The organism is Streptomyces sp. NPDC056296, assembly GCF_042268605.1.
Taxonomy (GTDB): Bacteria; Actinomycetota; Actinomycetes; order Streptomycetales; family Streptomycetaceae; genus Streptomyces.
The window spans coordinates 146,040-164,735 of sequence record NZ_JBHJRX010000010.1 but is presented as its reverse complement, the minus strand read 5'-3'; the positions used below and the strand labels follow the sequence as shown (position 1 = coordinate 164,735).

The following is an 18,696-nucleotide window of genomic DNA, read 5'->3' as shown; positions in this document are numbered from 1 at the left end:
CGGATCCTATGCGCAATAAGCTCAGCTGCCGCGGGCCTTCAGCCAGAGCGGGTGCGGTTCTCAGGGTTCGGTGAGTAGCTTCTGTGCGAACCGTTCCAGCGACATGTTGTGTGCGGCTGCACGCTCTGCCAGTGCGCGAATGTCCGGCTCGGTGAGCAGAACAATCACACGGTGGGATGCTGCGATTCCCAGGGTCTGCGGGGTGTGCGCCTGCCCTAAGTGTTCCGTGAGAAGGTCGGCAAGAATCTCGGGCACCGGACTTCGAGGCTTCTCGCCGTGGCGAATCCACCGACTCACTCGATTTCCAGACACGGCCACACCGGTGTGACCCTGCTGTATTGCTCGGGCGTTAACCCGCCGAGCCGTCTCGCGGTTGCTCCAGCCGGCCTGCGAAACAGCCAAAGCCAGTTGGTAGTTAGGCCCCTTCATGATGCACCGCCGGATTGTGGTGGATAGAGGGTCGTGGGGTGCGAAGGTATTCGCACCCCCTTGAGGGCGGTGCGAACGGGTTCGCACCGCCAAGCCCCGTAGCCCCCGTGTGGTCCGGGGCCGGAAGGTGAGTGCGCTGCCCCTCAAGCACGGGGTGGCGGCCACCAGACGAGGTGGCCGGAGACGCCTTCGAGGAGGCTTTCATGGCCGAAACCGCTGTCCCCAGGATCACGCCGACCGCGACGTCCGGGCTGCTCGATTTGAGCCGCGTGCACTTCGTCGGCATCGGCGGCATGGGAATGCAGCCCGTGGCAGCCATCTGCGCCCAGCGCGGCCACATCGTGTCGGGAAGCGACGCCCGACCCTCCGCCCGGCTGGAGTCGCTGACGCGTGCTGGCGTTCAGGTCCGCGCGGGTCACCATGCGGAGAACGTCTGGGCGGACACGACCACGGTGGTGTTCACGCACGCCGTCGCTGAGGACAACCCCGAGATCGCCAAGGCCCGCGAGCTGGGCATCCCGGTGGTGCACCGGTCCGCGGTCCTGAACACGCTGATGGCCGGACACACGTCGGTCGCGGTGATGGGAACGAACGGCAAGTCGTCCACGTCGGCGATGCTCGCCTTCTCGCTCGCGCGCCTGGGACAGAACCCCTCGTACATGGTGGGCGCCGACCTGGACGTAACGGGCAGCGGCGGGCGCGCGGGCCAGGGCAAGGTGTTCGTCGCCGAGGTCGATGAGTCCGACCGCACGCACATCGGCACACGGATGGACGTCGCGGTGATCACCAACATCGACTACGACCACCCCGAGAACTACGCCGACGAGGCGGCGTACCTCGCCGCGTTCGAGGACTGCGTCCGCGCGGGACTGAACGCGAACGGCACGCTGATCCTCAACGCGGACTCCGCGGGTTGCCGCAAGCTCGCGGACCGGCTGAAGCATCACAGCGGCGGACCGCAGGTCGTCATGGTCGGATCGTCGGCCGAGGCGGACTGGCGCATGAGCCTGGCCGTCACGTCCGGTGGCCGCAGCCGTGCCGTGCTGCGGGGCCCGGCCGGGCTGACGCTCGACCTGGCGCTGCGGGTGCCCGGTGTCCACCAGTTGGCGAATGCCGCGTGCGCGGCGGTGGCCCTGCACGTGCTCGGGCAGGACCTCGACCAGGCGGTGGAGCAGCTGCGCTACTTCGACGGGGCCCAGCGCCGCATGACGGGCGCGGGGGAGGAGAGGGGGGTGCGCGTCTACGACTCGTACGCCCACCACCCGGGCGAGGTGCGCGCCGACCTCGCAGCGGCCCGTTCCCTCCTGTCCGACGGTGGCCGCATCATCACGGTGTTCCAGCCGTCCGACGCTCAGCGTCTCGCCGTGTTCGGGGGCGCGTACGCCGTGGCTCTGTCCGCGAGTGACCTGACAGTCCTCACGGACAGCACCCGCGGTCTGCCGGCGCCCGCACTGGAGACGCTGCTCACCCAGATCACCGCCGCCGAGGGCTCCGTCCGGAAGGTACCTGTCCGGGCGGAGGCGGCCGTCCACGCGGCCGAGGTCGCGCGGCCGGGCGACGTGATCGTGCTGATGGGGGCCGGTGACCTCGTCGAGTCCGGCCTGGCGCTGAAGGCGGCACTGAGCGCCGTGGCCGTGATCGCGGCCTAAGCGCCCGCAGGGCTGGCCGGGGTGGGCTTCAGCAGTTCGCTCGCGAGCTGCTGAAGCTCGACGCCCCGGCTGGCCTTGACCAACACCACGTCGCCGGGCTGGAGGGTCGAGTGAAGTAGATCCAAGGCGGTTTCCTGATCGGGCAGCCACTCGGCCATCCCGCCCCTGGTGCGTACCCCATTCAGCATCCATTCGGCTTCGTCGCCCCCCACCAGGATGATCCGATCGAGACCCTTCTCGGCCGCGTAGCGCCCGATCTCCTCGTGGGCGGTCCGCGCGTCGTCGCCGAGCTCGTTCATCTGGCCCAGCACGGCGATCGACCGCTGGTTCATGCCGCCGGTCATGGAGGACAGCGCGTCCAGTGAGTGCCGCATCGAACTGGGGTTGGCGTTGTAGGCGTCGTTGACGATGGTGACGTTGTCGGCCCGGGTCTCGGTCTCCATACGCCAGCGCGAGCGCGGAAGCGCCCGGGAGAGGCGGGCGGCGATCTCGGCGACGTCGAGCCCGGCTTCGCGGCCTACAACCGCAGCAGCCAGGGAGTTGTGCACTTGGACGCCGCCCACGAGCTGAAGCTGCACCGGCGCCGACCCCTCCGGCGTAGTGAGGGTGTACGACGTGCGTCCTTGGGCGTTGGTGACGATGTCGGTGGCCCGCACGGTGGCCTGCGCCCCGAGCCCGTACGTGACGACGCGTCCGCCAGCCCGCGCGCCCATAGGCTGCACGTAGTCGTCGTCGGCGTTGAGAACGGCCAGCCCTTCGGCCGTGAGCGCTTCCACGATCTCGCCCTTGGCGATGGCGATGTTGTCGCGTCCGCCGAACTCGCCGATGTGCGCGGTGCCGACGTTGGTGACGACGCTGATGCACGGCGGCGCGATGAGGGTGAGGTCGCGGATGTTGCCGATGTACCGGGCGCCCATCTCCAGAACCAGGTAGTCCGTGGAATCGTCGGCCAGTGTGACGGTGAGCGGGAGCCCGATCTCGTTGTTGAAGGACTGCGGCGTGGCGACGACCCGTCCGGGCAGGACCTGGGAGATGAAGTCCTTGGTGCTCGTCTTCCCGGCCGAGCCGGTGATGGCGACTACCTGAGCGTTGGTGAGAGGCCCGCGCAGCAGCGCGTTCGCCAGCTTACCGAAGGCGGCGAGCACGTCTTCGACGACGATCGCGGGCACGCCGACCGGCCGGCTGACGAGGGCTACGACGGCGCCCTTGCTGTGGGCGGACTCCGCGTAGGCGTGGCCGTCGGCGTGCTCGCCCTGCAGCGCGATGAACAGTGAGCCGGGCTGAGCCTCGCGGGAGTCGAATACTGCGGGCTGCGTCACCTCCGCCGCAGGGTCGAGAGCGTCGACGAGGCGGCCGTCGACCACGGCGCTGATCTCGGTCAGGGTCATGGGGTGCACAGTGTTCTCCCTGTTCAAGCTGTGGGATGTGACGCCACCGGCTGGTGGTCGGGCGGCTGGTGGCCCGCCGCGCGGGCCCGGCCCTTACGGACCGGGCGTCGCTAGGCAGGAAGGTTGAGGGACACGCCGCGCTCGGCGAAGAACGCGGCGAACCGGTCGACGGGCAGACAGGTCGCGCGGGTCTCGGGCGTGTGCCCGGACGGGTTGCGGAAGAAGATCTGACCGTCCCGGTGGCCGGTGGCCAGGACCAGGTGGCCGCCGCGCTTGGGCGGGTCCTGTTCGGGGTGGCGGATCCACTTGTGCACGGACGTCATCACCATCTGTCCGGCGTCCAGCAGCGTAATCAGCCGCTCCATTGGCAGGTCGGTGTGTACGTCAGCGGGCAGGGCGTGCGTGGCGCGCGTGTACTGGGTGAACGGGCGATAGATCAGGCCCTTGATGTCGCCGTCGGACTGCTGGACGTAGGCGCCGTGATGCAGGGTGCCGGCCAAGAGCTGGAACATGGTTGGCGCCCGGCCATCTCGGTGCAGTAGGGCCATGCGCAGGCAGGCGATCCCGCACATGTGGCTGCACCAGCGCCGGTACGTCGCACGGGTCGGGGCTCCGCTGCTGGCCCATGCTGGGTCGTCACCCGCGTCGTGGCCCTCGTAGGCGATGGCCTGGATGAGGTCGGCGGTCGCGTATTGGGTCACGACCGGGACCGGGTCGTGGACGGGACGGGCAAGGCCGCCAGTGTCCTCAGCGCAGCACAGCATGCTTGGTTCGTCCCCTTCGCTCCATGGCCGTATCGAGAAGTTTCCGATAAGACGACCAGTCCACGTTGCCGCCGGAGGCGACCACGCCGATCGGTCCATCCGGAAGGCGGTCCGCGGCCCGCAGCACTCCGGCGAGCGCGAGTGCTCCGGTGGGTTCGGCGGCCGTGTGGTAGTCGCTCCACAGGTGCGCCATCGCGTCGACAATGTCGCGGTCCGGCACAGTGATCACATCGGTGATCAGGCCGTTGATGATCTCGAAGGGGAGCGGGGAGGGCTGGGTGTGCCGTACCCCGTCCGCGATCGTGGAGGGTGGCGGTATCTGCCGGATGCGTCCCGCGCGCACCGAGAGGTGCATGTCGTTGCCGTTGGCGGGCTCGACTCCGAACACTTTCAGGCGAGGGTTGAGGACCTGTGCCGCCAGCAGGGTGCCTGCGGCCAGGCCGCCGCCGCCCACCGGGACAACGATGGCCGCGAGATCCTGTAGGTCCTGGAGCATTTCCCACGCGACGGTGCCCGCTCCGGCGATCACGGCAGGGTGGTCGGAGGAAGGAACGATCGTGAGGCCCTTCTCCTTTGCGAGCTGGGCCACGAGTTCATCGCGCCGGCCGTCAGCGCGGTCGTAGGTGACGATCCGTGCGCCGAGTCCGCGGATTGCATCCACCTTCGTGTCGGGCGCATCCGCAGGGATGACCACGGTCGCCGTCGTCCGCAGCAAGTGTGAGGCGAGCGCGAGGGCCTGAGCGTGGTTGCCGGAGGAAGCGCCGATGACTCCGGCCTCGCGGTCGGACTCGCGCATCGTGGCGAGAGCGTTGTACGCGCCGCGCATCTTGAAGGAGGCCGTGCGCTGCTGGTTCTCGGCCTTGATCACGATACGGCGGCCCACCATCGCGTCGAAGGACATCGAGGTGAGCAGGGGCGTGCGCACGGCGACATTGCGCAGGTTCTCGGTCGCGTACCGCACGCTGTGGGGCGACATCGTCGTCACGGGTTCGTCCTCTTATACGTGGGCGCGACGGTCGACCCGCGCGCCGCGAAGGATGTGGAGGATCAGCTGCTCGTAGGTCAGGCCGTCCGCTTGCGCCATGCGCGCGAGGTTGCCGCTGCGCGAAAGGCCAGGCAGCGTGTTGACCTCCAGCCACCATGCGCGGCCGTCGTCGCTGACGATGAAGTCGTGTCGGGAGTGGCTGACGCACCCGAGCACTCGGTGTGCGGCCAGAGCCTGGCGCCGCAGTTCGTCAGCGGTCGTGTCGCTCAGCCGGGCCGGGCAGTGGTAGTCGCAGTCGGCATTGCCCCGTTTGGCCGCGTAGCTGTAGATCCCGTTCGGGGTCTGCGCTTCCAGCGCGGGCAATGCGTGCACGGTGCCGTCGACGTCTTCCAGCACACCGACGCTCACGGATCGTCCCGTGCGAAAGCGCTCGGCCATCAGCAGGTTGCCACCGGCTCCCGCGATGGCCGAGATCAGGCTCTCCGCGCTCGTCGCCACCTGGAGCCCGATGGAGCCGCCCTCGGCGATCGGCTTCAGGATCAGAGGCAGCCCGAGCCTGGCCTCAAGCCGCTCTGCTTCGAGTTCCGGGCTCGCACCGACGTTAACGCGGTCGCTCCGGGGTACGAGGACCGCGGCTTCCGATACGACTTCCTTCGCCCGTAGTTTGTGCATGCCCAGCGCCGACGCGAGAACGCCGGAGCCCGTGTACGGGATGCCCAGGGTTTCGAGTAAGCCCTGAAGTCCGCCGTCCTCCGCGCCGCGACCGGCGATGGCGAGGAAGGCCGACTCCACATGGCCGAGTCCGCTCAGTAGCGCGTCGCGCGGCCCGTCGAGGTCGATGACGGCGGTCTTGATACCCATACCGGTCAGGGCGTCGTTGACCGTACGGCCGGACAGCAACGAGCGGTCGCGTTCCTGCGACCAGCCGCCGGTGATGACGGCGATGGGACCGGTGAATTCGTCCGGGGTGAAAGGTGGGATGTTCATATGCTCCTCCGAGCGGCGTGACGGGATACAGAGGAAGGGATTGCTCCCGCCCACTGTCCGGGAGCAGTGCACACCGGACAGCGGGCAGGCGTAGATCGGGCCGGCCCTGGCTCCCCCAGGAAGCACTCGGCCAGGGCGCGGGGGCTCGGCGCCACCTTCCCCCTTGGGGTCTCGGGTCCGCTCGCGCACGGGCGTGGCGGTCCTCACGACCAGGAGGAGGCCCCAGTCTTAGGAAGCGGCGGCTTCGAGAGGGCTGACAGCCGCGTACTCGTCGTCAATGACCGCGTTGAACGCATGGTCGCGACGGTCCATGGCCTCGTCCTCGCGGAAGCTCGCGAAGCGCCCCCAGTACGCGCGGAACGATTCCCTCTCCAGGAGCGCACGCGCCTGTACCCGCAGCCGCGTCCGGTCGAGTAGCCCCATGCGGAACTTGATCGAAAGCAACGCCATCTGCCGGTTGCAGGACACCATGCGCTTGGCTTCCTCGGCCGACATGCCGTCGAGGCGCCAGTTCTCCAGCATCTCGGGATCGCTCGTCAGGTCGGCGAGCAGCCGCTGGTGCATGTCCGCGCACCACAGGTCACGGTGCTGCCGGTGTTGCCGCTGTGTCGTCCAGATGCCGGTGGCCCCGACCGCAGAGGCGATGAGTACGGCGTGGCTGGTCTTCAAGGCGTACCTTCCGTCGAGGCGAGCATGGAGAGGCGAGCGAATTCATCCGCGACCTTGCCGCGGGCCTCGAGCAGGCTGTGCACGAGGCGGGCGATGTTCTGCGCGCGGTGTCCGGCAGCCGACTTCGTCGCGGCCGGGGGCCGGAGGTAGAGGCGCCGTGGCGCTTCACTGAGCGTCGCGTCGGCGCCGATTCGGGCATTTTCGGTTTCAGGGAGCTTCTTGCAGGCGATCTCCAACTCGTCGGCCAGGCGGCGCCCGTGAACCGTGAACCGCTCGACGAGGGCAAGGACGCTGTCCACACCGGGAAACTCCCCGTCGGTCGCCTCCCAGGCCAGCACGGTCGTGACGTCGGCCGCGATGTCAACGTCGTCCTGTGGATCAGTGGCTACTTCAGCCATCTGGTCACCTCGTCGGCGGTGACGAGCTGGTGCTGCCACAGCAGGGTGATGAGGTGGCAGGTGTTGCGAGCCCCGACGGTTTCGCGGAGGTCAAGCGCGTCCGCCCGGACGTCATCGACCGGCCGCCGCACCTCGGTGGCCATCTGCGCTGAGGTCATGCCCCGAGCGATCAACGGGATGAGCAGGCGCTGTGAGGCGGACACCCGCGGGGCGTCGACGGACAGCAACGGTGGGCGAGAGATGGCGTTGGCCGCGTATCCCGCGGCGACGGCCGCAACCGCTTCACTCACGCCGAACAGCTTTTCCTTGGCCACTTTGCGGTAGCTCTGTGCCGTGCCGTAGCTGATCCCCAAGTCCCTCGCTACCTGCATCAGGGTGTCACCCGCCGCCAGGCCCTCCAGCACTTGCCGCTCCCGTGGTCCGAGGGCTACTCGGATGGTCGTGGTGATCACGGCTGAACTCCTCGGTGGGCACTGATGAATTGCTGGCAGAGGTATGCGAACCTGCTGTGCTCGATGTCGGCCAGTGCCGTTATTGGTGGCTCGGGCCGTTGCTGCGATGGCCGCCGGTGCAGCCGGACGAGGATGTAGGCGCCGAGGAACGCGAGCGCCACGTGGCAGAGTTCCTGTCCGGCGCGGGGGTGGGCCTGTCCAGGGGGGAGGGAGCGAGCTACGGCGCCCCTGCGGACCGACGGTCGGCCGGACCGGGGGGTCGGCCCGACGACAGAGACGCTGGAGGACTTCGTCATGACGCGAGGTCTCCCAAAACGTCGTCGAGCACGTCGAGAATGGCGAGGCCGAAGCGCACGAGCTGAGCGCGCGCGTCGCGCTCGGCGGGCTCCTCGGCACTGAGCCGTAAAACGGTCTGCATCTGCTCGGGGAGGGGCTGACCGTTCCTGTTCAGCCGCGTGATGAGGTCTTCGAGTGTCGGTGCCACCGACCTGAATCGACCCGCGATGCTTTCGACGGTCTCAAGGGATCGAGGTGCGCCATGATCACCTAGGACGCTCTCTAAGTCGTCGTACATCGCGTCGGTGACCACATCGGCCACGAGTTGGCGGCGGAGCCCGAAGCTGACCCGCCCCATCGTCTCCGGGTCGTTGCGGCTCTCCGTCACACCGAGCGGCACCACCGTCTCATGCACCAGCGCCGTCATCGCTGTCCTCCGGTGAGGGCGAAGACCGCGGTGGTGGTGTAGCCGTCGTCACTGACCTCGACACGGCGAGCGAAGACTGCGGCCAGGAACATGCCGCGACCAGAGGTGTCGTCCGGGTCCGCGTTCTTCACCTTGGCCGGCTCCGGGTTGCCGTCGGTGACTTCGACCCAGATCTCGGCATCGACCTGGCGCACGACGACGCAGACCGCGCCCCGGCCGTGGACCACCGAGTTCGTGACGAGTTCCGACACGGCCAGCGTGATGTCCTCAGCGTCCTGCCGAGGAACCTTCCAGTCTCGGAGCGTCTCGGCCGTCCTGCGGCGCATCTCGGCGACCCGCGAGCGCTGAGGGGGAAACGTGGCGGCAAAGCCGGGGCCGCTGCCCTGCTGCTGCATATCAGCAACGGCGCTGAGGAGCGCGGTTGTCGCAGGGCTCATCGAGGCGCCTCTCGTACGTCGGGTGATGGCGAAGTGCGATGTGCGGGAGCGAGACAGCCTGTTGTGCGCCCACCGTCTCGTGATCACTAAGCGTGTTCGTGCGGTGACTAGCGAACACTGAAAGGTGTTGCGGAGGGAAGGAAGTTTCGGTGAAGTTGACCCGTCAGTAACTCGTTTCGGGGTGCCGGTGGGACGGCGCGTGCTGCCATGCTGTGCCGCATGCTCACTCTTGATGAAAGCCCCGCGACCGCAGACGACTTGCAGCCCCTGGCCCTGACGAACTTTGGGCACTTCACGTCGATGCGGGTGAGCGAGGACGGATCTGTCCGCGGACTCTCCCTGCACCTCGAACGACTGGCGCGGGACAGCAAGAGCGTCTTCGGTGTCACCGTCGACACGGAACGTGTCCGCGACAACGTGCGGCGAGCCGTAGGAGAGGCGGGCTGTCCGTGCACGATCCGCGTCACTGTCTATGACCCCGCTGTCGACATGGGGCACCCCGTTGACGCGAAAACCCCCAGGGCGCTGGTGTCTGTCCGACCGGCCGGCGACATCCCCGCGGCCCCGCTCAGCGCCATGAGCGTCATGTACGAGCGTGATCTGCCGGAGGTCAAGCACGTAGGTTTGTTCGGGCCGCTCCACGCCCGCCGTGCTGCACAGCAGGCCGGATTCGACGACGCCCTCTTCGTCGGCCGCGACGGACACGTTTCCGAGGGCGTCACCTGGAACGTCGCGTTCATTGACGGTGACGGAACCGTAGTGTGGCCGCAGGCCCCCGTCCTGCCCGGAATCACCATGGCCCTGCTCCAGCAGCACGGTGCCGGTATCGAGCATCGCACCGCTCCGGTCATCCTCGACCAGGCCAAGGACATGGCTGCCGCTTTTGCCACGAACACCTCGGTCGGAGTCCGTCCCCTGTCGAGGCTCGATGACAAGGAACTGCCCACGAAACACCCGGTGCTGGACGCCCTTACTGCCAGCTACTTGTCGATTCCCGGCGAAGTTCTCTGACCACGGGAGAGCGCGGCTGTGACCACCGGAGTAACACGCTGGACCGGCCGTGAAGTTGAGCTTCTGCGCGAGGCACTGCGCATGACGGCTGAAGACTTCGCAGCGAAGGTCGGAGTCACCAAGCGGCAGGTCATCACCTGGGAGTCGCGTGGCGCGACGATCAAGCCCCACGTGAGCAACCAAGCAGTGCTCGACACCGTGCTCTCCACGTCCGTCCCCGACGTTCAGTGGCGCTTCGCGCAGATGCTCACGGAGAATGCGGCCGTCGGACACGACGAGCGCACCGAGGAGCTGCTGCGACGCGACCCGCGGACGGTCCGGCACCCGGTCGATGGCAAGATTATGGCCCTCGTCGAGGAAGGCATCTACCTCTCCGGCGAGGCGGGCAGGTCGATCTGGGTCGACACCTTCCAGATCGACGTGTACCCCACAACCAATCTGGACTACGAGCCGTTCGTCCGTGCAACCGGGCACCAGCCACCAAGGCACTGGCCGCCCGGCGGCAGGTGCCCAAGCGATCTGCGAGACCACCCCGTCGTATGGGTGACATGGCACGACGCGACCGCGTACGCGAAATGGGCGGGCAAGGCGCTCCCCACGGCCCGGCAGTGGGAGAAGGCGGCCCGCGGATCCAAGGGACGCGACTATCCCTGGGGGGACGAGCCAACGGCCGCGAAGTGCAACACCGCGGAGTCGGGCATCGGCCGCACCACCCCAGTCACCCGCTACCAGTCCGGCGTCAGCCCTTACGGGGTGCAGGACTTGTGCGGCAACACGTGGGAGTGGTGCTCCACGCCGGGGGCCGCTGCGGACGGACCAGATCGGTTCCAGCTCAAGGGCTCGGCATTCTCCAGTCCCTTCGAGCGGGCGGCGCCGGCATTGGAGAACGCTGCCAACTCGCGGATGAGAGACAACGACACCGGATTCCGCTGCGTGAGCGTGGCGTAGTGAGAGGCGGACCGTGAACGAGATCCGCTCCATCCACGCCGAGCACCACGGAGCCTACAGCGCCCCGCGCGTCCATGCCGAGCTCCGTGCCCGTGGACACTGGATTAACCGGAAGCGTGTGACCCGGCTGATGCGGGTCAACGACATCGTCGGCCGGCACCTGCGGAAGAAGAAGCGGACGACGATCGCGGACAGGACCGCGCCACCTGTGCCGGACCTGGTGATGCGCGACTTCACCGCGGACGCGCTGAACACCAGGTGGTGCGGCGACATCACCTACATAGCCGTCGGTGCGACGTGGCTGTATCTCGCCACGGTGATCGACATCTGTTCACGGCGGGTGGTGGGCTGGTCGATCGCGGACCACATGCGCACCTCGCTGGTCACCGACGCGATCGAGATGGCCGTGGCCGCCCGCGGCGGCCGGGTCCACGGCGTCGTCTTCCACACCGACTGAATGGGACGACCGAGGAAGTCGATGCCGCAGGCTCCGGCCGGGGCGCGACGGCAGTGGGCCGCGGACCGGGCGATGCGGGCGCCAATGCGCTCGCCCGGCCGTCCGGAGCCGTCGCGCGCTGTGCAGCGGGAGTTCTGGCGTCTGATCGCGTCCGGGGTCACCACGGTCCAGGCGGCCGAGGGGGTCGGCGTGTCGGCCGGTCGGGATCCGGTGGTTCCGTCACGCTGGCGGAATGCCGCCGATCAGCCTGGACGAGCCCACCGGCCGCTACCTGTCGTTCGCCGAGCGCGAGGAGATCGCACTGCTGCGCGTCCAGGATCTCGGCGTGCGCGAGATCGCCCGCAGGATCGGCCGCGACGCGGGCACGGTCTCACGCGAGCTGCGCCGCAACGCGGCGACCCGCGGCGGCAAACCGGTCTATCGGGCTCTGGTCGCGCAGTGGAAAGCACAGCAGGCCGCGAAGCGCCCGAAGACTGCGAAACTCGCAGGCAACGCCAGGCTGCGTGCATACGTGCAGGAACGGATCGCCGGCAGTGTCCGTCGTCCCGACGGCACGATCGTCGCCGGGCCCAGGACGCCGGAAGGGCCTGAACAAGCCGCAGCGGCAGGACAGAAGATGGGCGACGGCATGGAGCCCGGAGCAGATCTCGCACCGGCTGCGTGTCGACTTCCCCGATGATGAGTCCATGCGCATCAGCCACGAAGCGATCTACCAGGCGCTGTTCATCGAGGGCCGTGGCGCGCTCAAGCGGGAGCTGGTCACGTGTCTGCGTACCGGCCGGGCGCTGCGGACTCCCCGTGCACGGTCACAGAACAAGCCGCAGGGGCATGTCACCGCAGACGTCGTCCTCAGTGAACGCCCCGCCGAGGCCGGGGACCGCGCGGTCCCCGGACACTGGGAAGGCGATTTGATCATCGGAACGGGCCGCTCCGCAATCGGCACGCTCGTCGAGCGCAGCAGCCGCTCCACGCTCCCCGTGCACCTGCCTCGACTCGCGGGCTGGGGCGAGATTCCGCCCGTGAAGAACGGCACCTCGCTCGGGGGCTATGGTGCGATCGCGATGAACGTGGCGCTCACGACATCGATGACGCAACTGCCCGAGCAACTGCGCAAGAGCCTCACCTGGGACCGCGGGAAGGAACTCTCCGCCCATGCCCAGTTCGCTCTCGACACCGGGACGAAGGTGTTCTTCGCTGATCCGCACTCGCCCTGGCAACGACCGACGAACGAGAACACGAACGGACTGCTACGTCAGTACTTCCCGAAGGGCACCGATCTCTCCCGGTGGTCGTCCACGGACCTCGAAGCCGTCGCCATAGCGATCAACAACCGGCCCCGCAAAATCCTGGGCTGGCGGACACCGGCCGAAGTCTTCGAAGAACAGCTACGCTCGCTGCAACAGTCCGGTGTTGCAACGACCAATTGAACTCGCCCAGTACAACGCGGCGGCCTTCGCCGACGTCTGCCACCGGCACGGCGCCAGGAACTCGTACAGATCGATGAGCTCATCGGCAAGTGCGAGACGGACCTCGGCTCGCTGACCGAGGAGGACAAGGCCACCGTCTAGGCCTGGCTCCACAGCCGGGACCGGTTCCTTACCGTGATCCCCGTCGCCGCCGTCCTGGCAGGCCGCCAGCAGCTGACCCAGCCGACCGTCGACCCGATCCTGCTGACCGGGGAGACGAGGTGACCGGCGACCGCAGCCCGCAGGGGCAGGCGCCGAAGGGACCGGCCCCCGGGCGCGCGGCCGCTCTGGACGTGGGCCGACAGGCCGCCGCGTCTCGGCGCCGTGCCGACAGCGAGGCGTGCCGACAGCGCGTGCTGGACGTCATCACCAGGATGCGCAAGACCCGCAGGCCGGTCTCCGATGCGGAGATCACCCGGCGCGCCGAAGTCAACCCCCAGTACCTGCAGCGGCACCGGGACCTCAAGGCCGAGGCGGAAGCCGTCCGCGCGCACCTCGCCGCCGACCGGCCCCGGGCCGCGGCCGCCGCGGCGGCCCGCCAGGACGCGGGGCTGGCGGTGGAGAACCGCATGCTGCTCGAACAGAACGCGGCGCTGCGCCGAGACCTTGAGGCAGCGAGGGCTGAGCTCCGCGCCGTGCGCGTACGGGACCTCGCTGCCGACGTGCTGGGGGGCCTCGCGTCGATTCCGGCCAGGGACGCCGAGGCCGAGGTGCTGCGCAAGGAGCGGGACCAGGCCTTGGCCGCCGTGCGCCGCGCGGAGGCGGATCTGCTGGCCCTGCGCAACGTCGTTCAGCGCCTCATGGTGGACAATACCCGGCTGCTCGGAGGCGACCTCCAGCCGTCCTCCGACGGTTGAGCCGAACCGTGCTCGGGGAGGCACCGCTGCGTTGATGCGGGAGAACGCCAGTTTGCCCAGCGGGGACGACCTCCCGGAGAGGCGGCCCCGGCACGTCGGCAGCGGCGCTGTGGACCGCCGTTCCGGAGAGCTGGGACGCTCCAACACCTCTACCCGCTGACCTGGCCGTCTTTGGGGCGGAGGGCGTCGATGACGAGGTCGAGGAGCCGGCCGGTCCGTTCGGGTGTGTCGCTGGCTGCGGTGGAGAGAAAGACTCCCAGGAGCATCGTGGTGACGTCCTCGGGGTCGACGTCCGCGCGCAGGGAGCCCTCGTCTGCTCCCTTCGTGAGGATCGCTCCGATCGCGGCGGTGATGCGCTCGCGCGTGGTCGGGGTGGCAATCTTTCCCGAGGCCCAGCCGGCGCGGAGGGTGTCGGCCATGCCGCGTTTGGTGGCGACGAACGCTTCGTAGCGGCCCATCCACGCGCGCAGTGCGAGGTCGGGCGGAAGCTGGTCGAGCAGGGCGGGGGCGCTGGTGGCGATGGCGTCGAGTTCGGCTGCGTAGACGGCTTCGACGAGGGCTTCGCGGGTGGGGAAGTGCCGGTAGAGCGTGCCGATGCCGACGCCGGCATCGCGGGCGATGTTCTCCAGCGGGACGGTGTCGTCGGCAGTTGCGAAGGCCGCCCGGGCGACGGCGATGAGCTTGTCGCGATTCCGCTGCGCGTGGGCGCGCAGCGGGCGGTCGGTGACGGTGGGCAGGCCGGCTGGGGCGCCGGTGGGCGTCGGTTTGGACGTACTCAAAGCGGAGGCACCTCCGGTAGTGCTACGGTTGGACTAGCGGAGGGTCCTCCGCTTTTCTCCATCATCGCACGAGGACGGGATTCCCATGACTGCCAGCAACACTCCGAACCCTCAAGCCACCACCGTCACCGGCGCCCCGCGTCCCGCAGGTCCTGGCCTGCTCGTCGGCCGTACCGTCTCTCGCATCGGATACGGCGCGATGCAGCTGGAGCGCCTGCACGACGACCGCGCAGGCGCCCTCACGCTCCTGCGCCGCGCCGTCGCGCTCGGCATCGACCACTTCGACACCGCCCAGTTCTATGGCAACGGCTTCGTCAACGAACTCATCCGCGAGGCCATCAGCCCTCAGGACGGGGTCCTCATCGCCAGCAAGGTCGGCGCCGACCCGAACCCGGGCGGACCCGTCCCGATGCGTCCCGCGCAGCGACCGGAAGAGCTGCGGGCGAGCGTCGAAGCGAACCTCACGGGTCTCGGTCTCGACCGGCTCGACCTGGTGAACCTGCGCCGGATGGACGCCGCACCCAGGATTCCCCTGGAAGCGGACCAGGTGGTCGACCTCGACGACCAGCTCGCCGAGATGACCGCACTGCGCGACGAGGGCAAGATCGGCGCCATCGGACTCAGCACCGTGACGATGGACGGGCTGCGCCAGGCGATCCCCGCAGGCATCGCCTGCGTGCAGAACGCCTACAGCCTCGTGGCACGCGGCGACGAGGACATGCTTCAGCTCTGCGTACAGGAGCAGATCGCCTGGGTGCCGTACTTCCCCCTCGGCAGCGCCTTCCCGGGGTTCCCGAAGGTGACCGACGAGCCGGCCGTCATCACCGCAGCACGCTCCCTCGACGTCACCCCCTCGCAGGTGGGCCTGGCCTGGCTGCTGCACCACGCCCCGAACGTGCACCTCATCCCCGGTACCGCCAACGCCGACCACCTGGAGGCAAACGTCGCTGCGGGCGCGCTCACGCTCGACGAGGCGGCCCTCACCGCCCTCGACGCGGTCCTGCCCCGCTCGGTGGACGTATCGATCGGCTGACGTGCAGGGATGCCTGGCCGCGCTCCTCACCCCCACACAGGAAGCCGACCACGGCCCCGCACCCTTCAACCCGTGCCGGCCGGGCCGCTACGCCACAGGAACCGACACCCGCAGCACTCCCGCCGACGAAAAGTGAGGCCCAAGATGACGCTGAACGACACCGAACGACACCGGACCAGCGACGAACTGAAGAGCAACCTCGACCTGTCCGGGCTGACCATGGCCGAAGTAGCCGCCGATCTGCACTTCACGCCCCAGCGGCTGCGGTCAACCCTCGACACCGACTTGGCCTGCGACCCGGTCGATGTATGGCAGTTGCGCGACTATCTCGACCAAGCCGTACGGGACACCGGCGGCCGTCCCGCTCCCTACACCGTGCTGACCAGGGGCTCGCGGCTGAAGGCCCGCATGTGGTTCTCCCTGCGTAAAGCCCCGCGTCACGACTTCGCGGCGTCCTGACACCCCGCGCGTTCGCCCCGCTGACCCGCATCGGGCCGGGCCCCGCCCTCGGGCTCTTAAGTCACCCGTGCCTTTTCGAAAGGTTTCCTCATGCCCGGACTTCGCACGGCATCCCCCAGATTCAGGACACTGGCGATCGCGCCGATCATCCTGTTCACCCCCTCCCTCGTCTCCTTCGTCATCGCCGAACCCGGCGTCAAGTGGCCGGAGTACACGGGTGTCTTCTTCCACCTCGCGATCTTGCTGTTGATCTCGCGGATGTCTGCGCCCGACTGGGCCAAGGCCGCCGGCTACGGCTGGATCGCGCTCGATGTGCTCACCGGCATCATGACGATCAACGACGTGCCCTACGAGATCACCTGGCCCGTCCGCCTGGGCGGCCACGTCCTGGCCGGCGTCTGGATCGTCATGAGCTCCGCCCACGCACGTCAGCGGTCCCTCCGCATCATCGGGGGTCTCACCGGCTTGTGGCTCGGCGCCTACTCGTTCATCGCGAACGTCGCGCCCGAGCCCGTCCTCTACCCTGCCTCCATGCTGATCATCGTCTGGTTCACCCTGCTCGCCCTGCACGAGCCGGACAGCCGAGAGGCTGGGCAACCGGCGGTGCACACGAGCACACCCATCGCACTCTGACCCGTAGACAACCTGCGACGTCACGCAAACGCGCTCGCTGCGGTCGTACTCGCTGTCGCGGCCGTACGACATCGTCTGCACGCGCACCTCACCGCCTGTTGGCCAAGTGGGCGAGCATGTCCCGGTGGACCTGGTCGACTGGGGCGCCCTCGCGCCGGGGCGGCAATCGACCGTTTGGGCGTCCGGCCTCGCCCATGAGCGGCTGTCGGTCTGCGGCTATGCGGCCGCCCGCTTTCCGTGCCGCCGGTCGGCGAGCACCATGAGTGCCAGTCCGGCGAGCGCCCACAGGGCCAGGACGAGGAGCGGGCCGCTCGCGCCGGTGCCGTCGAAGAAGGCGTTGGAGCGCAGCAGGCTGCCCGAGGCGCCGGGGGGAAGGAGTTGCCCCAGTGTGGACCAGCCGTCGGGCAGCCAGTACGGGCCGGTGCCCAGGCCGGAGAGCGGGTTGCCGAGGAACATCATCACCACGGAGCCCGCGCCGAATCCGGCGTAGCCGAAGAGTGACTCGAGGCCGAGGAACGGTATGGCGAGCGCCGCCATGCCCAGGCCCATGCCGAGGCTCGTGAGCCAGAAGTTGCCGTCCAGGGTGCCGATACCGAACTGGAGCACGGCGGTCACGGCCGCCCCGGCGGCCAGCGCAAAGGCGATCACCCCGGCGAGCCTCAGGCGCAGCCCCGCGTGGCCGGGGAAGAGCTGGAGCAGGACGACGGCGGGCAGGATGCCACCGAAGATCATCGGCAGTGCCGCCGAGGCGAGTCCGGTTCCCTTGGGGTCGTCGTCGGGGAAGGGGACCACCTCGTGGACGGTGGCCGGCGAGCTCTGCCGTTCCGCCAGGGAGTCACCCAGCGCGGTGATGGCGCCGCTGGCCTGCTGGCCGCCAGCGGCCGCCGTGTAGACGGTGACGCCGTCGGCCTCCATGGAGAAGCCGCCGAGCGCGTCCCGGTCCTGGACCGCGCGGGTCAGGGCCTGGGTGTCGGGGTAGGCGGTGACGTCCCACTCGTCGTCGGGAAGCTGGGCCTTGAGCGAGTCGACGGCGGACTGCGGCCCGGTCACACCCACGGGGACCTGGTGGGGGCCGCTGTTCGCGGAGGGCAGTCCGAAGGCGCAGAGCATCAGCGTGATCGCGGCGGTCAGGCCGATGACGACGGCGGTGAGCCGCACGAAGCGCTTGCGGCCGTCGGGGGCCGGTGCGGCATGGGTGGCCTTACCCGTTTCGGGAGGCGGGAAAGTTTGGGTGGTATCCGAGGGCATGGCAATCGTTTCTGGTCGTGTGTGTTGCGCCGGGAAGGAGTAGGCCGCCCCGGTGGTCTGAAGCGGGAACGGAAGGATCGCCAGCTCACGTCCTCGACGGGCGCGAACAGGATCGAGATACGGGGAGCGGCCCGAGCATCTGTCTTCACTATACAACTCAGCAAGCAATGAGTTCATTATGTAGTGAGTTCTGGGAACGGCATGATGGGGTCATGAGTGAAGTACGGGAGCGAGGCAGTGTCGGTGCCGGGACGGATGGAAGGGCGGGTGGGGAGAAGCACGCGGGAGGGCGTCGGCCCGGTGAGACCCGGACGAGGGAGGCGATCCTGACTGCTGCCCGTATGTGTTTCGCCGATCGCGGCTTCGACGCCACGAGCCTGCGGCGCATCGCGGAGACGGCGGGGGTGGACCAGGCGCTCGTGCACCACTTCTACGGCACGAAGGAGAACCTGTTCATCCAGGCGCTGGAGCTTCCGGGGATGATGCGGGAGGCGATCGCCTCCGCGGCCCGCGGCGGTATCGAGGGCGTCGGGGTGCGGATGGTCCGCGCTCACATGTCCGTGTGGGACGACGTGTCGGCGCGGCCGGCCCTGATGACCATGGTGCGTTCGGCGGCCATCCACCGGGCCGCCGCCGCGCAGCTGCGGGACACGGCGACATCAATCCTGGCGGACGCGTTGAGCGAAGTGATCACCGGCGAGGACGCGGGCCTGCGTGCGAGCCTCATCGCCACCCAGCTCGTCGGCCTCGCCCTGATGCGCTACCTCCTGATCCTCGAACCCCTGGCCTCGGCCGACGCCGAGACGGTAGCCCGCCACTACGGAGCCGCCCTCCAGGCGATCGCGGAGGGCGGCACGGGCGCATAGCAACGACGACGGTAGGTCTGCCCGATAGCGGGTCCCAGGTCAATGCCTACCCGTCCGGCGATCGGTTTCTACTGTTCG

At 68.8% G+C, this 18,696-nt stretch carries 20 protein-coding genes and 2 pseudogenes; 10 read left to right on the top strand and 12 right to left on the bottom strand.

The genetic code is table 11. The annotated features are described in order from the left end of the window. Window positions 1-60: 60 nt before the first annotated feature. Window positions 61-255 carry a hypothetical protein gene (locus ACFCZF_RS10020; RefSeq protein WP_376671254.1) on the bottom strand — a complete coding sequence of 65 codons (195 nt, stop codon included), beginning with the start codon at window positions 253-255 and terminating at the stop codon, window positions 61-63. A 377-nt stretch (window positions 256-632) separates the two neighbouring features. Here ACFCZF_RS10020 and murC point away from each other — a divergent pair, with 377 nt between their 5' ends. Further along, complete coding sequence (gene murC, locus ACFCZF_RS10015) at window positions 633-2,078, top strand: UDP-N-acetylmuramate--L-alanine ligase (RefSeq protein ID WP_376671253.1); 1,446 nt, start codon at window positions 633-635, stop codon at window positions 2,076-2,078. Here murC and murF read toward each other — a convergent pair. The 9 genes from murF to ACFCZF_RS09970 all read right to left on the bottom strand — a co-directional run bounded on the left by murF (window position 2,075) and on the right by ACFCZF_RS09970 (window position 8,861). Further along, window positions 2,075-3,466 carry a UDP-N-acetylmuramoyl-tripeptide--D-alanyl-D-alanine ligase gene (gene murF / locus ACFCZF_RS10010; protein ID WP_376671252.1) on the bottom strand — a complete coding sequence of 464 codons (1,392 nt, stop codon included), beginning with the start codon at window positions 3,464-3,466 and terminating at the stop codon, window positions 2,075-2,077. The genes murC and murF overlap by 4 nt on opposite strands. A gap of 110 nt (window positions 3,467-3,576) precedes the next feature. Beyond that, complete coding sequence (locus ACFCZF_RS10005) at window positions 3,577-4,167, bottom strand: C39 family peptidase (protein WP_376671251.1); 591 nt, start codon at window positions 4,165-4,167, stop codon at window positions 3,577-3,579. Window positions 4,168-4,213: 46 nt separating this feature from the next. Beyond that, entirely contained in the window at window positions 4,214-5,131 is a 918-nt protein-coding gene (locus ACFCZF_RS10000; protein ID WP_376671250.1) for a threonine/serine dehydratase, read from the bottom strand. Window positions 5,132-5,227: 96 nt separating this feature from the next. Next, window positions 5,228-6,202 carry a D-alanine--D-alanine ligase gene (locus tag ACFCZF_RS09995; RefSeq protein WP_376671249.1) on the bottom strand — a complete coding sequence of 325 codons (975 nt, stop codon included), beginning with the start codon at window positions 6,200-6,202 and terminating at the stop codon, window positions 5,228-5,230. A 228-nt stretch (window positions 6,203-6,430) separates the two neighbouring features. Further along, window positions 6,431-6,871 carry a DUF6082 family protein gene (locus tag ACFCZF_RS09990; RefSeq protein ID WP_376671248.1) on the bottom strand — a complete coding sequence of 147 codons (441 nt, stop codon included), beginning with the start codon at window positions 6,869-6,871 and terminating at the stop codon, window positions 6,431-6,433. Next, window positions 6,868-7,269, bottom strand: a complete 402-nt coding sequence (locus ACFCZF_RS09985; RefSeq protein WP_376671247.1) for a DUF6415 family natural product biosynthesis protein — start codon at window positions 7,267-7,269, stop codon at window positions 6,868-6,870. Before ACFCZF_RS09985 ends, ACFCZF_RS09990 begins: the two co-directional genes overlap by 4 nt. After that, entirely contained in the window at window positions 7,257-7,721 is a 465-nt protein-coding gene (locus ACFCZF_RS09980) for a LuxR C-terminal-related transcriptional regulator (RefSeq protein WP_376671246.1), read from the bottom strand. The genes ACFCZF_RS09985 and ACFCZF_RS09980 overlap by 13 nt, the downstream gene beginning before the upstream one ends. A gap of 292 nt (window positions 7,722-8,013) precedes the next feature. Next, window positions 8,014-8,424, bottom strand: coding sequence for a hypothetical protein (locus ACFCZF_RS09975; protein ID WP_376671245.1), 411 nt, complete (start codon window positions 8,422-8,424; stop codon window positions 8,014-8,016). Beyond that, the gene (locus ACFCZF_RS09970; protein WP_376671244.1) at window positions 8,421-8,861 is read right to left on the bottom strand and encodes an ATP-binding protein; all 441 of its coding nucleotides are present in this window, start codon (window positions 8,859-8,861) and stop codon (window positions 8,421-8,423) included. Before ACFCZF_RS09970 ends, ACFCZF_RS09975 begins: the two co-directional genes overlap by 4 nt. 219 nt (window positions 8,862-9,080) lie before the next feature. Here ACFCZF_RS09970 and ACFCZF_RS09965 point away from each other — a divergent pair, with 219 nt between their 5' ends. The 5 genes and pseudogenes from ACFCZF_RS09965 (at window position 9,081) to ACFCZF_RS09945 (ending at window position 13,600) form a co-directional block, all read left to right on the top strand. Beyond that, window positions 9,081-9,872 (top strand): aminotransferase class IV family protein, encoded by a 792-nt coding sequence (locus ACFCZF_RS09965; RefSeq protein WP_376671243.1) that lies wholly within the window; start codon window positions 9,081-9,083, stop codon window positions 9,870-9,872. Between the two features lie 18 nt (window positions 9,873-9,890). Further along, complete coding sequence (locus tag ACFCZF_RS09960) at window positions 9,891-10,820, top strand: SUMF1/EgtB/PvdO family nonheme iron enzyme (protein ID WP_376671242.1); 930 nt, start codon at window positions 9,891-9,893, stop codon at window positions 10,818-10,820. 1 nt (window position 10,821) lies between these two features. Further along, window positions 10,822-11,274, top strand: a pseudogene (locus tag ACFCZF_RS09955) (IS3 family transposase); the annotation flags it as partial. 24 nt (window positions 11,275-11,298) lie between these two features. Next, a pseudogene (locus tag ACFCZF_RS09950) lies at window positions 11,299-12,704 on the top strand (IS30 family transposase). Between the two features lie 260 nt (window positions 12,705-12,964). Then, window positions 12,965-13,600, top strand: coding sequence for a hypothetical protein (locus ACFCZF_RS09945; protein ID WP_376671241.1), 636 nt, complete (start codon window positions 12,965-12,967; stop codon window positions 13,598-13,600). A 149-nt stretch (window positions 13,601-13,749) separates the two neighbouring features. On the opposite strand, the gene ACFCZF_RS09940 is transcribed toward ACFCZF_RS09945, so the two are convergent. Next, a complete protein-coding gene (locus tag ACFCZF_RS09940; protein ID WP_376671240.1) occupies window positions 13,750-14,379 on the bottom strand; it encodes a TetR/AcrR family transcriptional regulator in 630 nt (209 codons plus the stop codon). 85 nt (window positions 14,380-14,464) lie between these two features. On the opposite strand from ACFCZF_RS09940, the gene ACFCZF_RS09935 reads away from it, so the two are divergent. The 3 genes from ACFCZF_RS09935 (at window position 14,465) to ACFCZF_RS09925 (ending at window position 16,504) form a co-directional block, all read left to right on the top strand. Further along, complete coding sequence (locus ACFCZF_RS09935) at window positions 14,465-15,412, top strand: aldo/keto reductase (protein WP_376671239.1); 948 nt, start codon at window positions 14,465-14,467, stop codon at window positions 15,410-15,412. 144 nt (window positions 15,413-15,556) lie between these two features. Then, complete coding sequence (locus tag ACFCZF_RS09930) at window positions 15,557-15,871, top strand: DUF2316 family protein (protein ID WP_376671238.1); 315 nt, start codon at window positions 15,557-15,559, stop codon at window positions 15,869-15,871. Window positions 15,872-15,961: 90 nt separating this feature from the next. After that, on the top strand, window positions 15,962-16,504 hold the full coding sequence (locus ACFCZF_RS09925; RefSeq protein WP_376671237.1) for a hypothetical protein: 543 nt from the start codon (window positions 15,962-15,964) through the stop codon (window positions 16,502-16,504). 216 nt (window positions 16,505-16,720) lie between these two features. Here ACFCZF_RS09925 and ACFCZF_RS09920 read toward each other — a convergent pair whose 3' ends face one another. Beyond that, complete coding sequence (locus tag ACFCZF_RS09920; protein ID WP_376671236.1) at window positions 16,721-17,752, bottom strand: hypothetical protein; 1,032 nt, start codon at window positions 17,750-17,752, stop codon at window positions 16,721-16,723. Window positions 17,753-17,964: 212 nt separating this feature from the next. On the opposite strand from ACFCZF_RS09920, the gene ACFCZF_RS09915 reads away from it, so the two are divergent. Then, window positions 17,965-18,618 carry a TetR family transcriptional regulator gene (locus ACFCZF_RS09915; RefSeq protein WP_376671235.1) on the top strand — a complete coding sequence of 218 codons (654 nt, stop codon included), beginning with the start codon at window positions 17,965-17,967 and terminating at the stop codon, window positions 18,616-18,618. Window positions 18,619-18,696 lie beyond the last annotated feature (78 nt).